The sequence below is a fragment of the Patescibacteria group bacterium genome (assembly GCA_034660655.1).
Taxonomy (GTDB): domain Bacteria; phylum Patescibacteriota; class Patescibacteriia; order JAACEG01; family JAACEG01; genus JAACEG01.
Window position 1 is genome coordinate 19,889 of sequence record JAYEJU010000042.1, and the last position, 15,354, is coordinate 35,242.

Sequence of the window (15,354 nt, forward strand, 5' to 3'; positions counted from 1 at the left end):
ATATGTTTAAAAAATTAATAAAAAAATTAATCCAGATTTGGAAAATTAAAGATTTAAGAAACAATATTTTATTTGTTTTGGCAATGCTGGTTGTTTTTAGAATTGCCGCTAATATTCCAATGACAGGAGTTAATGTCGCTGCTTTAAAAGATTATTTTTCTAATAATCAATTTTTAGGCCTTGTAAATATTTTTACTGGTGGAGGAATGAGTAATTTTTCTGTTGTAATGCTTGGAATAGGACCTTATATTACTTCATCTATTATTTTTCAGTTATTAACAATGATTGTTCCGCGCTTAGAAGAGATGAACAAAGAAGAAAGCGGAAGGAAAAAAATAAACCAATATACCAGAATAGCTACTGTTCCATTAGCAATGTTGCAGGCGTATGGAATGATTACGCTTTTAAGCAGGACTTCAAGCACACAGATTATTCCTGAGTTGGATATATGGAAATATATCACAATGATTATTACCATTACTGGCGGAACAATGTTTTTGGTTTGGTTGGGCGAACTTATATCTGAAAAAAAGATTGGGAATGGAATTTCAATTATAATTTTCGCGGGAATAGTAGCGAGTATTCCAACAACAATTGGGCAGACAATAGCCGCAACATTTAATTTTGATACGCATACTTTTGAATTTTCACAAATGGGAAGCTTATTAAGTTTCGGAGTGATTGCCATATTTACGACAGCTGTTATTGTTTATATTTCTGAAGCTCAAAGGAATGTGCCTGTTTCTTACGCTAAAAGAGTTCGCGGGATGAAAATGTACGGCGGAATGGATACCCATCTTCCTTTAAAAGTTAATCAAGCTGGAATGATTCCAATAATATTCGCGATTTCCATTATTATGTTTCCGCCAATGATAGCGCAATTTTTCGCGCGTTCCAGCCACCAATGGCTTTTATGGATGTCTAATTTTATTTTAGATTTATTCGCAAACCAGCTTTTTTATGGAATACTTTATTTTTCATTAGTTGTGGCATTTACTTATTTTTATACTTCTATTATATTTCATCCAAAACAAATAGCTGAAAATTTGCAAAAGCAAGGAGCTTTTATTCCTGGAATTCGTCCGGGAAGTATGACAGAAGAATATCTGGGCAATACTGTCCATAAAATAGTTTTCACTGGAGCTTTGTTCTTAGGTGGGGTTGCTGTTGTGCCTCTGCTTATGCAAATTGTTGTTGAAGCGCCCTGGCTTACTATCAGCGGCGCGAGTTTATTGATTGTTGTTGGCGTGGTTTTAGAATCAATGAAACAGATTGATTCGCAATTGACAATGAGAGACTACGAAGGGTTTTAAAATCAACTTTTGAAAGATTAGAATAATCATAAAGAAAAATAAAAATAGAAAAATAATAGTTTTTAAATTGTTGTAAAATACATGCGACCGCACATTTTCTACAGCAATTTTAACATTTTAATATTTAAATACTGATTGATTTTAGGCATATTATATTTTTTATAATTCTGTGGATAACTTTTCTTGACATCATTTTTAAATATGATATTGTATAAATAACAAATCAAACAGTTCCACCACCCAAACCAACAAACCCAACCCACATATACCTTTTTCTTTGGCAAATTTTTTATCAAGAGCATTTCGCTCTTTTTTATTTTTTAAAAATTTAATCTATCATTATTAGATTATCTTGATACAATTTTATTTGTAAGATATGCTAGCGTTGTTTACACTTTTTGAAAAATTCTTCTTGGTTGTCATTCCGGAAAGTATAATTTCTCGACGAGCTTGCGAGTCGTAAGAAATTAACTTATCCGGAATCTACGCTATATATAACCACAAATCAATTAAAGTTATAGATTCCGGATAAATGATTTTCTAAAAGCTCGCGGGCTCGCTTAGAAAATCTATTTTCCAGAATGACAAAAAGTGTAAACAACGTTTTTGATTTTTACATTTTATTGTAATAAGTTTTAAGCAATTGGCTTGATTTTTTTTAAAAATTAAATAATATATTAGCAGTGAGACAACTATATATCTCATTAATTTCAAGAAAGGATAATTTTTGTTCTTTGAAAAATATTATTAGTAAAAGGAAGGTAACAAAAAAGCGCTGAAGTTGATTTGCAAGTTTGGAAAGGAGGCTTGATGAAAATAAAAAAGTGGTGACCGAAGAGAGATAGATCAAGAGGGAAAAAGAATAAAAAAACAAAGAAGAAAGAGAATAAAGAAAAACTCAGGAAAAAGAAAAGAAAGTGAAATGTAATTCCAAAAAGCCCGTCCTGCATTAAGCAGGCGAGGAATAAAGGGATGTATTGCCAATGATATGAATTTAATAAATTCTATACAGGAGGATAAGAAGATGGGACAAAAGAAAGAAAATGTAATGAGGTTAATACTTGAATCAGGAGGAGTGGAAATCAGAGATGTAGATAATGGCGAAGAGCCTTTTCTATATAGCTCTGGGAATCATGGACCCGGTTATATTGATATCAAAGGCAGGGTCGGATTTGACGAGGTTTTTGAGTCTATGGTTGATCTACTTGCTGACAAATTAGTCGCTGATAAAGTACAATTTGATTTAATTGTTGGCATGATGACTGGCGGATCTATACCTGGGTACAGGCTTAAGCAAATTATGTCAAAGCGTCTGGGAAAAAGAATCATATATATTTACCAGCGAGGAGCCAGAAAAAAAGGAGGACACAAAGAGCTTGACACCGGAGACAGAAATAATCTCCATATTCGGCCTCAATGCAGAACATTGGTAATTGAAGAATTAGTTAATTTTGCCGAGACTACAACTAATGGGGTCTTGTACGAGAGGGATGAAAAAGATCGCATCGTTGAAGATGTTGCCACTATTCTTTTTTACCAAAATCCGATAGCAATTGAAAGATTTAAGAAATACAACATCAATTTGCATTGGGTCATCGGGTTTCGTGATGATTTATTACCTTTTGCGGTAAAAGAAGGTTTTTTTTCGCAAAGGCTGGTTGACCAATATTTTGAATTCTTAAACAATCCAAGAGACTGGAATTTAAAGCGTGGCTTTGAATTCTTCGATGGGGTGTAAAATGAAAAGAACAGCAAAGCCATTTTTATATGTAGCAATGGATTTTATGGAAGAAGACCAAATGCTTTACTGGGCAGAGAAATTCGCTCTGGTTGAGGGCAATTTGGGGTTCAAAATTAACGATGATTATCTGAACAAGTACACTGCTGAGCGAGCTGTTAATGAATTAAAAGGTTTTCATCGGCGAATTTTTGCCGATAAAAAAATGTTTAAAGGCGTTCGGCGAATGATCAACTCAGCATTAGAACTATCTACGATTGGTGGTGTTGAATTCACTAATGTATTTGCGCTTGTTGGCCAAAAGATGCTTAGTAAAGTCGTAAACGGTGTTCAGGGAAGCGGAATTGATATTTTGGCTTTGACCATACTTACGCATATGGACGAGAATTACTGTCAACAGATGTTTTGTCGTTCATTAAGTGAAGCTGTAAGAATGTTTGCTCAAATAGCCAAAGATGCTGAATGTCATGGAATCATTTTGCCTGGAGCTTACTTAAAAGATGTTGAAGATTTTGATCTTATTAAAGTTGTTCCAGGAATCAGGCCAAAGCAATATCAAGGCGGAAAGGCAAATCCGCAAAGCCAAAAAGTAACTCATGGACAAGCAGTAAGAGATGGCGCTGATATTCTTATTGCTGGTAGTCCTGTCTTTGATACAAAGAATCCTGTTGATTCACTGAAGCGGATTCTTGAAGAAATGGATAATAATATCGGTAAATAAAACAATAAATTTATACAAAAGGGGAAATAGCGCAAACAAGCTATAGCCCCTTTTTTCTTTTGTCATAAACAAAAAGCCGAAAGTCCGAACGGACGTGCAGACTTTTATTTTTTTTAGATTTTGTTTAAATGTTTTAATGTTTAAGTGTTTATATGACAAGAGCTTGACAAGCTTTTTTTTTATTCTATAATGAAATTAGCACTCGCATATTGAGAGTGCTAAATAAGATTTGTGAATATGGAATCAAGAAAATTGCGATTATTAAATTATACTATTAGAAATTATATAAAGACCGCTCAGCCAGTCGGCTCTAATTTGTTATTAGAAAAATCAGGATTGGATTTATCATCAGCCACAATCAGAAACGATCTTATGGATTTGGAAAATAGCGGATATATTTATCAGCCATATACTTCAGCAGGCAGAGTTCCGACTGAACAAGGATATAAATTTTGGATTAAATTTTTTTTAAAAGACAGAGAACTAAGAAAGACTAAGAAAGAATTTTTAGAAAACATAAAAAAAGAGTTTGAAAAAGACAAAGAAAAATCAATAAAAGAATTAGCTAGAGCAATCGCGTCTATATCAAAGATGGCTGTTATTGTCGGTTTTACGCGCGACAGCACTTATTATACAGGAATTTCTTATCTTTTTTCCCAGCCGGAATTCAAAAAATATGAATTGATTTGCGCAATTTCTGAAGTTGTTGATGGATTAGAAAAATCAATTCCTAATCTGTTTAATAAAATTGAAAAAAATAAAGTTATAACTTTAGTTGGCAGTGATAATCCTTTTAGCAATGAATGTTCAGTAATTGCTGTTAATTTTGGCGAAGAAGGATTGTTTTCCATTTTAGGACCGATAAGAATGGATTATGAGGAAAATATAGCAATTATTAAATTTTTAAAAAAAATTATAAAATAATTTATGAGCGAAGAAAAAAAAGATAAAAAAGAAATTCAGCCAGATGGCGGAGAAAAAAAAGACAAATATAAACATAAAGACAAATATAAAAATAAATATCTGAGAGCATTGGCGGATTATCAAAATTTGTTAAAGCAGGCAGAGAAAGAAAAACAAGAATTCGTGAAATACGCTAACGCGAATTTAATAATTGAAATTTTGCCGGTTTTGAATAATTTTAAAATGGCTGTAAAATATATTCCAGAAGACCAAAAAGACAGCCAATGGATTCAGGGAATAACGCATATTCAAAATCAGCTTTTATCAGTTTTGTCAGCGAACGGCATAGAAGAAATTAAAACAGTTGGGGAAAAATTTGATCCTGAAGCGCACGAAGCAGTTGAAAACGATGTTGATAAAAAAGAAAAAGAAAAATATAAAAAAGGAATTATAATTAAAGAAGCAATTCCAGGATACAAAATGCATGAAAAAGTTATAATTCCGGCAAAAGTGATTGTGAATTTATAAAATTTGTCATTCCGCGCTTGATGCGGAATCTAAATAAAATTAATCAGCTTTTTAGTGAACTAATTTTTTATTCACAAGATAAAAGTTAAGAAGCTAAAAGCAAAATTTATGAGACTTATAAAATGGGATCCTTCGATGGCAGATGAGTGGGGCGATTTAGAAAGGGTTTTTTCTAATTTCCCAAGCTCCTTTGCCCAAACAAAAGGATTTACTCCAGCAATAGATGTATATCAAGATAAAGATAATGTTATAGTTGAAACTCCGCTTCCAGGGATTGACCCTGAAAAGGTTGATGTTTCAATTGAAAATGATGTGTTGACAATTAAAGGCGAAAGCGAGTATAAAAAAGAAATTGATGAAAAAGATTATTATCGCAAAGAAGTCAGATGTGGAAGTTTTTACAGAAGCGTCGCTCTTCCGGCTCATGTTTTAGGCGATAAAGCAGACGCTGATTATGAGAATGGAATTTTAAAGATTAAGATTCCAAAAGCTCCAGAAAGCAAGCCAAAGACGATAAAAGTCAAGGCAAAGGATAAGAAATAGATAATTTGTCGTCCCTGATAACTTTTTTTGTCATCCTGAACTTGACCGTTGTCATTCTGAATTTCCTGCCTGCCGGTAGGCAGGAATTTAGAATCTATATTATTTATAATTTGAAATCCAATTTTCAGCGATTAAATATTTAATCGCTGGATGCGGGAGGTTAAAATATAATTTAAAAAAGTCAATAGATAGCCAGCAGATTATCTGAAAAATGTAACTGTTTGCTAATCTAAGATATTTAAAAATTTATGCCAAAAATTTTAGGTATTGATCTTGGGACTACAAATTCCGCTATGGCGATTATTGAAGGCGGAAGCCCAAGAATTTTAGAAAACAAAGAAGGAAATCGCACAACACCGTCAGTTGTGGCGATTTCAAAAACAAATGAAAGATTAGTCGGACAGGTTGCTAAAAGGCAGGCTGTTACAAATGCTGAAAATACTATTTTTTCAGTAAAGCGTTTAATTGGACGTAATTTTGAAGACGAAGAAATTACACGCGACGCGAAATTAATGCCATATAAAATAGTTAAGTCAGGGCAAGGTGTAAAAGTAAAAATGGGCGATAAAGAACACAGCCCTCAGGAAATTTCAGCTATGATTTTGCAAAAATTAAAAGCTGACGCCGAAGAAAAAACAGGAGAAAAAATAACTGAAGCAGTGATTACTGTTCCAGCTTATTTTAATGATTCGCAAAGGCAGGCGACAAAAGACGCTGGCGAAATCGCTGGTTTAACCGTAAAAAGAATTGTTAACGAACCAACAGCCGCGGCATTAGCTTATGGGTTTGATAAAAATAAGGGAGAGCAGGTCGTTGTTTATGATTTAGGCGGAGGAACTTTTGATGTTTCTGTTTTAGATATTGGAGATGACACAGTAGAAGTAAAAGCAACAAGCGGAGACACGCATTTAGGCGGAGACGATTTTGACCAAAGAATTATTAAATGGATTATTGATGAATTTAAAAAAGAAAACGGAATTGATTTAGGAAACGATCAGCTTGCTTTGCAAAGATTAAAAGAATCTGCTGAAAAAGCAAAACACGAACTTTCAACAACAACTGAAACAGAAATCAACCAGCCGTTTATTACCACTGATGAATCAGGACCAAAACATTTGGTAATGAAAATGACAAGGGCAAAATTAGAGGAAATTGTCGGGGATTTAGTTGAAAAAACTTTAGAGCCGTGCAAGAAAGCGTTAAAAGATTCAAAAACGAAAGTAGAAGATATTGAGCAAGTAATTTTAGTGGGCGGAATGACAAGAATGCCTTTAGTCCAGCAGACTGTTGAAAAATTTTTTAATAAAAAGCCGAATATTACTGTTAATCCTGACGAAGTCGTGGCATTAGGCGCTGCTGTTCAAGCAGGGGTTTTACAAGGAGATGTTAAAGATGTTTTATTACTTGATGTGACGCCTTTAACTTTAGGAATTGAAACTTTAGGAGGAGTTGCTACTCCACTTATTGAAAAAAATACAACAATTCCGGCTTCAAAATCTCAAACATTTTCTACAGCCGCTGATAACCAGACTTCTGTTGAAATAAATGTTGTGCAAGGCGAACGGCCTATGGCGCAAGATAATAAAAATTTGGGAAGATTTATTTTATCTGGCATTCCGCCAGCTCCAAGAGGTATTCCGCAAGTTGAAGTAAGTTTTGATATTGACGCTAATGGAATTTTAAATGTAAAAGCAAAAGAAAAAGCAACAAATAAAGAGCAGTCAATCACAATTACCGCGTCATCAGGTCTTTCAAAAGATGAAATTGAAAAAATGAAAAAAGAAGCTGAGTCTCACGCTGAAGAAGACAACAAGAAAAAAGAATCTATTGAAGTTAAAAATAACGCTGATGGTGTTGTATTTCAGTCAGAAAAAACATTAAAAGAAATGGGAGATAAAGCAACTCCTGAAATTAAAAAAGAAGTTGAAGAAAAAGTGGAAGCATTAAAAAAAGTAAAAGACGGAGATGATATTGAAGTTATTAAAAAAGCAATGGAAGAATTATCAACTTCATTGCAAAAAATTGGAGCTGAAATGTATAAACAACAACAGCAAGCTCAGCCTGAAGCAAAAGAAGCTAATCAAACAAGCGGAGAAAAAAAAGAAGAACCGGTTGAAGGCGAATTTGAAGAGGCAAAAAAAGACGAGGGAAAAGAAGGGGAGAAAAAAGAAGGAGATAAAAAAGAAGAAGACAAAAAATAAGTTATAATATTGCCCGTAAAATCTACGGGCAATAGATTTAGTTTATTTTAAAATTTATAAATTTAACTGTAAGATATGATAGCGTTGTTTACACTTTTTGAAAAATTCTTCTTGGTTGTCATTCCGGAAAGTATAATTTCTCGACGAGCTTGCGAGTCGTAAGAAATTAACTTATTCGGAATCTACGCTATATATAACCACAAATCAATTGAAGTTATAGATTTCGGATAAATGATTTTTTAAAAGCTCGCAGGCTCGCTTAGAAAATCTATTTTCCGGAATGACAAAAAGTGTAGACAACGTTCTTGATTTTTACAATTTAATATATCATTCGTAATAATTACAGTTGGTAAAACTCATTCTGGGAAAACTACATTCGGTTATAAGATAGCAAAAAAATTAAAACAGCATTGTTTGTTAGATTCTGATATTTTAGCTGAATTTTTGAGAGAGTATGTCCCAGATTTATATAAGAACGATTTTGTAAAAAATTCAAATAAAATATCGTCAGGATATAATCTTAAAAAGAAAATTTTAACAGAAATTTACAAGCATGCGCTTAAAACTAATATTCCTATTATTATAACAAGCGCTAACCAAACTAAAAAAATACGGAAAGAAATATATTTATTATCTAAAAAAGAAAAACGCAAATTTATTTTAGTTTATTTTGATTTACCAGAAAAAATTTTGATTAGAGATTATATTCGTAAAATGAGGATTAGGGATGAAGAGCTAGGTAAAGGGTGGGGACAAATTGTCACCCCACTTTTTATAGATACAATTGGCGGAAAGCAGGAATTAAATTGCGCCAATACTGAAGGAATTTTGTAGAAAAATTAAGATAAAATCTTGTATTATTGTTAATATAAATTATACTGGCAATAGAGTTAATTTATTTTTTGTTTGTCATTCTCGGTATTGTCATCCTCAACTTGATTGGGGATTGACCGGGAATCTAAATTAAATTTATGAATCAATATATCAGGGACAAATTAGAAGAATTGGAAAGGTTAAAAATTGATATTTCTGATTTGCCGCCGAAAGTGGAAATTAAAGATATAGAGATCGGCAAGGACAATCAAAGATATTACGCTGTTATAACTTACGTTGACGGCAATGGCGAACAAAAAGAATATCGTCCTAAAACAAATCAATATAATATTAAGGATATATTTCAAAATATGGAATAATTTTAATTAATAAATTTTTTTATGCAAAATCAAGAAAATCAAAATCAAGGCGGAGCAAACCAACAGCCAAAACAGATTCAGATGGCTGACAATATTCCAGGAGCTGAATATGCGAATTTTATGCAATCAAGCCATAACAAAGAAGAATTCAAGATTGTTTTCGGTAATATTATGCCTCCAAGCGGAAGAATAACAGGAAAAATTATTACTACCCCGGGGCATTTTAAAAGAATGATTGTCGCAATGAAGGAAAATTTAAAAAAATACGAGGAAAAATTTGGTGAAGTAAAAGAAGCAACTGATTTAAAAGAAAAAGAAATCGGTTTTAACAATAAATAACAATTTGTAATTCGTAATTGATAATTAGTATGAGTGATTATTATAAAATTTTAGGTGTGGAGAAAAACGCGTCTCAAGATGAAATTAAAAAAGCTTTTAGAAAATTAGCGCATAAATATCATCCTGACAAAAAACACGGCGACGAAAAAAAATTTAAAGAAATCAACGAAGCGTATCAAACACTTTCTAATGAAAGTAAGAGAAAACAGTATGATCAATTCGGGAGTTCGTTTAGCCAAGGAAATATGGGTGGCGGGAACTATAGCGGATTTGGCGGAGCGTCAGGATTTTCAGGCGGTTTTCATAATGCGGGACAGAGTGATTTTGAATTTGATTTAGGTGACATTTTTTCTGATTTTTTTGGAGGCAGACAAACTGGAAAAACCAGCAGAGGCAGAGATATAGAGGTTGATACAGAAATTGATTTTGTTGATATGATGACAGGCATTGAGAAAATAGTTAAGTTGAAAAAAAATATTGTTTGTCCAAAATGTTCAGGATCTGGCGCTGAGCCAGGAACAAAAATGAAAATTTGTTCAGTTTGCGACGGAAAAGGAAAAACAGAACAGATTAGGAATACAATTTTTGGAGCTGTTAGAACAGCTTCTGTTTGTTCTGAATGCAAAGGAGATGGAAAAATACCAGAAAGAAAATGCAGACAGTGCGGAGGCCTTGGAATAATAGAAGATGTTGAAGAAATGAAAATTAAAATTCCGGCTGGAATTAACAATGGAAGCGCAATTAAAATGCCAGGAAAAGGCGAAGCTGTTAGAGGCGGATATTCAGGAGATTGCTATATTAATGTTCATATTCGTCCAAGCGATAAATTTAAACGAGCTAATTATAATTTAGAAACAACAAAACAGATAAAATTAACGCAGGCGATCTTAGGGGACAAAATAGAAATAGAAACTCCTTTGGAAAAAGTAAGAATGAAAATTCCTTCTGGAACGCGATCAGGCAAAAAATTTGTTTTGCGCGGAAAAGGAGTTCCACATCTGCGAGGATTTGGGAAGGGTGATTTGATTATTGAAGTTGTTGTTAAAATTCCAGATAGATTAAATTTCAAGCAGAAAAGATTAATTAAAGAAATAAGAGAACAAGGGCTTTGATTAGCTCTTGTTTTTTTGTGGATATCCTGCTTGTTTTATTTTGAAAATCATATATAATATATTTTGTGCTTATGTTGTTGATAAATAACGCAATAAATTTGATAAACGCTTGGGATTTGATTATTATCGCAAGTTTTGTCTTATTTCTTGGTCTTTTCATTTTTTTTATTAAAAAAGAAAAGTCAATGATTTTGATTTTAAGCATTTATTTGAGTTTTATTCTAGTTGAAGAATTTAGCGCGCTTAACATAAGTGTCTTAAGATGGAAAGCTATTTCCAGTAATATATTTATTCCTGAAATTTTGTTTATTGTAATAATAGCGTTATTTTTTATCTTATTTTTTAAAACGGGTTTTTTTAGGGGCTACGCGAGATCATATTATCAAGGAGGCGGAAAACAATTTTTTCTTAATATTTTGGCGATTATGCTGTTTGTGAGTATAAGTATTCATTATTTTTTACCATCTTATATAAGTTTAAATTTAGGCAATTTATTAAAATTTGTTTTTACAACCCCCATAATGTTTTTTATATGGATGTCAGTTCCGATGTTTAGCCTTTTTTTTATAAGAAGATAAAAATATGCTTGAGCAATTGTTTAATTCTAAAATTAGAGTAAAATTATTAAGGCTGTTTTTGGCAAATCCAAATAAGCAATATTATATAAGACAGCTCACAAGATTGCTTGATTCTCAAATTAATTCTGTTAGAAGAGAAATTGACAATTTGGTTTCTATCGGGATTTTAAGCGCTGCATCAAATTTTGAACAAAAGAAAAAAAATGAAAATGCTGTTAAAAAAGGGAAATCCCAGCGAAAATATTTTCAAGTGAACATAAATTTCGATCTTTATTTAGAATTAAGATCTTTGATTCTAAGATCGCATCTTGTTGTTAAAAAAGGAATTTGCAAAGAAATTGCTAAAGCAGGGAATATAAGCTATTTAGCTTTTACTGGGATATTTGTTAGTAATTCAGCTGAGTCATCTGTTGATATATTAATAGTTGGAAAAGCAAATAAGAAAAAAATAGGCAAAATTATTAATAAATTTGAAAAAGAACTAAACAGAAGTATTAATTATACATTAATGTCTAAAACTGAATTTTTATATCGCAAAGATGTCACAGATAAATTTTTATATAGTATTTTGGAGGGAAAAAAAATCGTGGCAATAGATAATATTTAATGATTTTTATGGTAGTTTACCTGCTACAAAAAATGTCTTGGATTATTTTAACCCCGTTATTCAAAATTTTTTTGCGCTTGAAAGTGTCAGGACAGGAAAATTTCAATTTAATAAAGCAAAAACAATTTATTGTGATTGCAAACCATAAGGGCTATTTAGACCCTTTTTTAGTGTCAGCTACTGTTCCCTTTATAAAATTTTTGAAAATGAATTTTCGTTATATGACAAAACCGCATTGGTTTAAAGCTTATCCGATTATCAAATTATTAGGCGCTTATAAATTAGAAAGAAATCAAGGAAGTTTAGAAAAAACTTTGGCAAGCACGGAAGAATTTATTAGACAAGGAAAACATATGTTGATTTTTCCAGAAGGCACTATTCCAAAACAAGGAGAAAAATCGCCTACTCGGCAAGGAATCGCGTATTTGGCTAAAAAATATAATTTGCCGATTTTACCCGTTGCTCTTAAGGGAAGTAATGGAATTAATGGAGAAAAAGGCATAGATATAAAAAAGTTTTTTTCCAGAAAATGTTTAGTAAATATAAAGGTCGGTAGACCTTTTTTTTACGCCGATGTTGTTAATAACAACATGGACTACCACTCATCTGCGCGTAAGATAATGGAATTAGTAAGAGTAATGTTATAGCCAAAGCTATATTTTTTTTGTTTAATTTTTGTTATAATATAAGTAATGAATAAAATTAAAAAAATATTAAATTACATTGATAGCCATAAGTTGTATCCTGATATTAAAATAATAAATGGAAGCGTTAAGGCTAATGTTTTTATAGACGAAAAAAAGGTTTTAATGTTTTCTTCAAATAATTATATAGGAATAGCAACTCATCCAAGAGTAGTCAATGCTGCTGTTAATGCTACTAAAAAATACGGGGTTGGTTCTGGAGGGTCTAGGATGCTTTCTGGAAATCTGCGAATACATAGAGATTTTGAATTCGCTATTGCTAAATTCAAAGGATATGAAGACGCAATTGTTTGGCCATCTGGATATTCTGCTAATGTCGGGATTATTTCAGCGTTAATAAATCCTCTCAAAGTCGGTGTTAGCGATTTTTTTGAAAGAAAGGGTGTTATTTTTAGCGATGAGTTAAATCATGCGAGTATAATTGATGGATGCCAAATGAGCAAGCAAAAAATTGTTATTTATAGACATAATAATGTTGGTGATTTAGAAAAAAAATTAAAAAAATATAAAAAAAGAAGAGAGCTGGTTGTTACTGATAGTGTATTTAGTATGGATGGAGATATTGCGCCTCTTGATAAAATCGCTAAACTTTGCAAAAAATATGATGCAATGTTAATGATAGATGAGGCTCACGCAACAGGTGTTTTAGGTGATAAAGGGCATGGAGCAGTAGAATATTTTAATTTAGATCCTTCTAAAGATGTTGATGTTATAATGGGAACATGCAGTAAAGCGCTTGGAGTTACAGGTGGATTTGTTGTCGGTAGCAAGTCATTAATCCGTTATTTAAGGGTTGCAAGCCGTTCATATATATTTTCTACAGCTATGACGCCAGCCTCTTCGGCGGCATTAATTGAAGCATTAAAAGTGATAGAAGACGAGCCAGAAATTAGAGAAAAAATGTGGAAAAATGTAAAATATTTAAGAGAAAGTTTTAATAAAATAGGTTTTGATACAATAACTAGCGAAACCCAGATAATTCCTGTTTTAATTGGGAAAGAAGAAAAGGCAATTGAATTTGCCAGAAAACTGCTTGCAAAGGGTATTTTTGCTCCGTGTGTTCGTTGGCCAGCAGTTAGAAAAAATAAAGCAAGAATCAGGTTCACTGTTATGTCAGAACATACAAAAGAACAGATTGATTATTTATTACAATGTTGCTGTGATATTGGAAAAGATTTAAATATAATAAAATAAATAATAATATTTTTTAATATGGCAAATTTAGAAGAAAAATTTGAAAATTTAAAAAAAGAAAAATTAAAAAGTTTTGAACCTATTAGTCAAGTTAATTTTTTAGGAAAACAGATAGACATGCCATTTAAATATTCTGATGCCAGCGCTGTAATGGCTTTTTTCCCAATATCATATAAAAAGGCAAATGATATGATAGGTAATGATCGTCTTAAGCCAGTTAGTATATTAAGAGGAAAAAGCGTGGTTGGCATTACAATTTTTGAATATCGCGAATGTCCTATAGGACCTTTTTGCGAATTTACTATATCAATCCCAGTAATACATGATTCAAAAATAAGAGTTCCAATTTTTCCATTGTTATTTGATTCAATGTTCAAAAATTTTGGTTTTCATGTAATTATGTTGGGTGCAAATTCTGATATTGCTCGAAGTCACATAGAGGAAATATTTGGTTATCCAACATATCATAAAAATATTGATATAAGCATAGCAGAGCAAGACAAATATTTATTTGCTAGTCTTAGTTGTAATGATAAAAATATAATTTCTTTTAAAGGGAAAACTCCGAAAAAATACAAGCCAATGAAAAAGAAATTTAATACATATTATTTAAGAAATAATGATATATTCAGAGTTAAGTTAGATACTATGGTTTTTTTGGGACGTTCTAAAGGAAAAAAGAGTTCTATTTTTGATTTTGGGAATCATGAAATTTCCGAAATTTTAAAAAGTTTAGATATAGAAAATAATTGTCTTGAAATTGTTCATTATAAGAAAGCTGTTGAAATTGCCGGTGGCGCTGAAAAAATATAAATTTTGTTAAATATTTTTAATTTTTAACATAAAAATTATTCACAATATTAAAATCTCATTATTAAAGTATGTTGATTTATTTTAAATTTAGTTATTTTTTGGGTGCAATTGCTCCTTTTTTAGTTGGAATTTTTGTTTATTTAACAAACAAAGACAAAATTGTTAATAAAATGTTTTTTTTATTATCTTTGTGCGGAGCAATCTGGAGCTTTGGTCTTTTTTTAATGTTTAATACGCAAAATATAATAATGAGCTATTACTATCGTTTATTTATGGATTGCGGGTCAATACTTCTTCCAGCTTTTTGGTTGCATTTTGTGTATTCAATATTAAATTACAATGGATCAAAAAGAAAAGAATTATATATTTGTTATTTTATAAGTATTGTTTTATTTACCCTTAACCTTTTTGATTTTTTTATTCCTGGTTTATTTGTAAAAGAAATTGTTGAAAAAAGTATATTTAATTTTTATCCTACAGCAGGTCTTGGTTATTATTTATTTTTTTGTTATTTTTTAATAATCATTCCTTATTCTTTATTTCACTTAATTAGAGGATATAAAAACAGTAAAGGGTTTAAAAAACAACAAATTAAATATATTATAATTGCCGCTATTTTAGGTTTTGGCGGGGGTGGTATGAGTTTTTTTTTAACATTTAATATTCCTATCTTACCTTACGGAATAATCCTTTTTGCTTTATATCCTATTATGATAGCTTATGCCATCACAAGATATCAATTAATGGATATCCGTGTTGTTATCCGTCAAAGCACAGTTATTGTTTCTACATTGTTATCTATTCTTATAATGTTTTTGGCAGTTATGTGGCTATGCGATTATTTAGTTGATCTTAATATAAATTACG

17 protein-coding genes are annotated in these 15,354 nt (G+C 31.5%); all 17 read left to right on the top strand.

Annotated features, from left to right (window positions below):
* Positions 1-2 precede the first annotated feature (2 nt).
* Positions 3-1,313, top strand: coding sequence for a preprotein translocase subunit SecY (gene secY, locus U9O55_03165; protein ID MEA2088810.1), 1,311 nt, complete (start codon positions 3-5; stop codon positions 1,311-1,313).
* 1,048 nt (positions 1,314-2,361) lie between these two features.
* Positions 2,362-3,051: a hypothetical protein gene (locus tag U9O55_03170; GenBank protein MEA2088811.1), complete on the top strand. Its 690-nt coding sequence runs from the start codon at positions 2,362-2,364 to the stop codon at positions 3,049-3,051.
* Between the two features lies 1 nt (position 3,052).
* Entirely contained in the window at positions 3,053-3,772 is a 720-nt protein-coding gene (locus tag U9O55_03175) for an orotidine 5'-phosphate decarboxylase (protein MEA2088812.1), read from the top strand.
* A 237-nt stretch (positions 3,773-4,009) separates the two neighbouring features.
* Complete coding sequence (locus U9O55_03180) at positions 4,010-4,696, top strand: hypothetical protein (GenBank protein MEA2088813.1); 687 nt, start codon at positions 4,010-4,012, stop codon at positions 4,694-4,696.
* A gap of 3 nt (positions 4,697-4,699) precedes the next feature.
* Positions 4,700-5,203: a nucleotide exchange factor GrpE gene (locus tag U9O55_03185; GenBank protein ID MEA2088814.1), complete on the top strand. Its 504-nt coding sequence runs from the start codon at positions 4,700-4,702 to the stop codon at positions 5,201-5,203.
* 108 nt (positions 5,204-5,311) lie between these two features.
* Positions 5,312-5,746 carry an Hsp20/alpha crystallin family protein gene (locus U9O55_03190; GenBank protein ID MEA2088815.1) on the top strand — a complete coding sequence of 145 codons (435 nt, stop codon included), beginning with the start codon at positions 5,312-5,314 and terminating at the stop codon, positions 5,744-5,746.
* A gap of 248 nt (positions 5,747-5,994) precedes the next feature.
* Positions 5,995-7,947 carry a molecular chaperone DnaK gene (gene dnaK, locus U9O55_03195; GenBank protein ID MEA2088816.1) on the top strand — a complete coding sequence of 651 codons (1,953 nt, stop codon included), beginning with the start codon at positions 5,995-5,997 and terminating at the stop codon, positions 7,945-7,947.
* A 339-nt stretch (positions 7,948-8,286) separates the two neighbouring features.
* The gene (locus U9O55_03200) at positions 8,287-8,781 is read left to right on the top strand and encodes an AAA family ATPase (protein MEA2088817.1); all 495 of its coding nucleotides are present in this window, start codon (positions 8,287-8,289) and stop codon (positions 8,779-8,781) included.
* A 137-nt stretch (positions 8,782-8,918) separates the two neighbouring features.
* Positions 8,919-9,140: a hypothetical protein gene (locus U9O55_03205; GenBank protein MEA2088818.1), complete on the top strand. Its 222-nt coding sequence runs from the start codon at positions 8,919-8,921 to the stop codon at positions 9,138-9,140.
* A 21-nt stretch (positions 9,141-9,161) separates the two neighbouring features.
* The gene (locus U9O55_03210; GenBank protein MEA2088819.1) at positions 9,162-9,479 is read left to right on the top strand and encodes a DUF3467 domain-containing protein; all 318 of its coding nucleotides are present in this window, start codon (positions 9,162-9,164) and stop codon (positions 9,477-9,479) included.
* Between the two features lie 29 nt (positions 9,480-9,508).
* Complete coding sequence (gene dnaJ, locus U9O55_03215; protein ID MEA2088820.1) at positions 9,509-10,591, top strand: molecular chaperone DnaJ; 1,083 nt, start codon at positions 9,509-9,511, stop codon at positions 10,589-10,591.
* A gap of 71 nt (positions 10,592-10,662) precedes the next feature.
* Positions 10,663-11,169 (top strand): hypothetical protein, encoded by a 507-nt coding sequence (locus tag U9O55_03220; GenBank protein ID MEA2088821.1) that lies wholly within the window; start codon positions 10,663-10,665, stop codon positions 11,167-11,169.
* 4 nt (positions 11,170-11,173) lie between these two features.
* Positions 11,174-11,776, top strand: coding sequence for a hypothetical protein (locus tag U9O55_03225; GenBank protein ID MEA2088822.1), 603 nt, complete (start codon positions 11,174-11,176; stop codon positions 11,774-11,776).
* A gap of 8 nt (positions 11,777-11,784) precedes the next feature.
* A complete protein-coding gene (locus tag U9O55_03230; protein MEA2088823.1) occupies positions 11,785-12,423 on the top strand; it encodes a lysophospholipid acyltransferase family protein in 639 nt (212 codons plus the stop codon).
* A gap of 45 nt (positions 12,424-12,468) precedes the next feature.
* A complete protein-coding gene (bioF, locus tag U9O55_03235; protein ID MEA2088824.1) occupies positions 12,469-13,674 on the top strand; it encodes an 8-amino-7-oxononanoate synthase in 1,206 nt (401 codons plus the stop codon).
* A gap of 18 nt (positions 13,675-13,692) precedes the next feature.
* The gene (locus U9O55_03240) at positions 13,693-14,487 is read left to right on the top strand and encodes a hypothetical protein (protein MEA2088825.1); all 795 of its coding nucleotides are present in this window, start codon (positions 13,693-13,695) and stop codon (positions 14,485-14,487) included.
* Positions 14,488-14,555: 68 nt separating this feature from the next.
* On the top strand, positions 14,556-15,354 hold a 799-nt coding region (locus tag U9O55_03245; protein ID MEA2088826.1), incomplete at its 3' end, for a histidine kinase N-terminal 7TM domain-containing protein.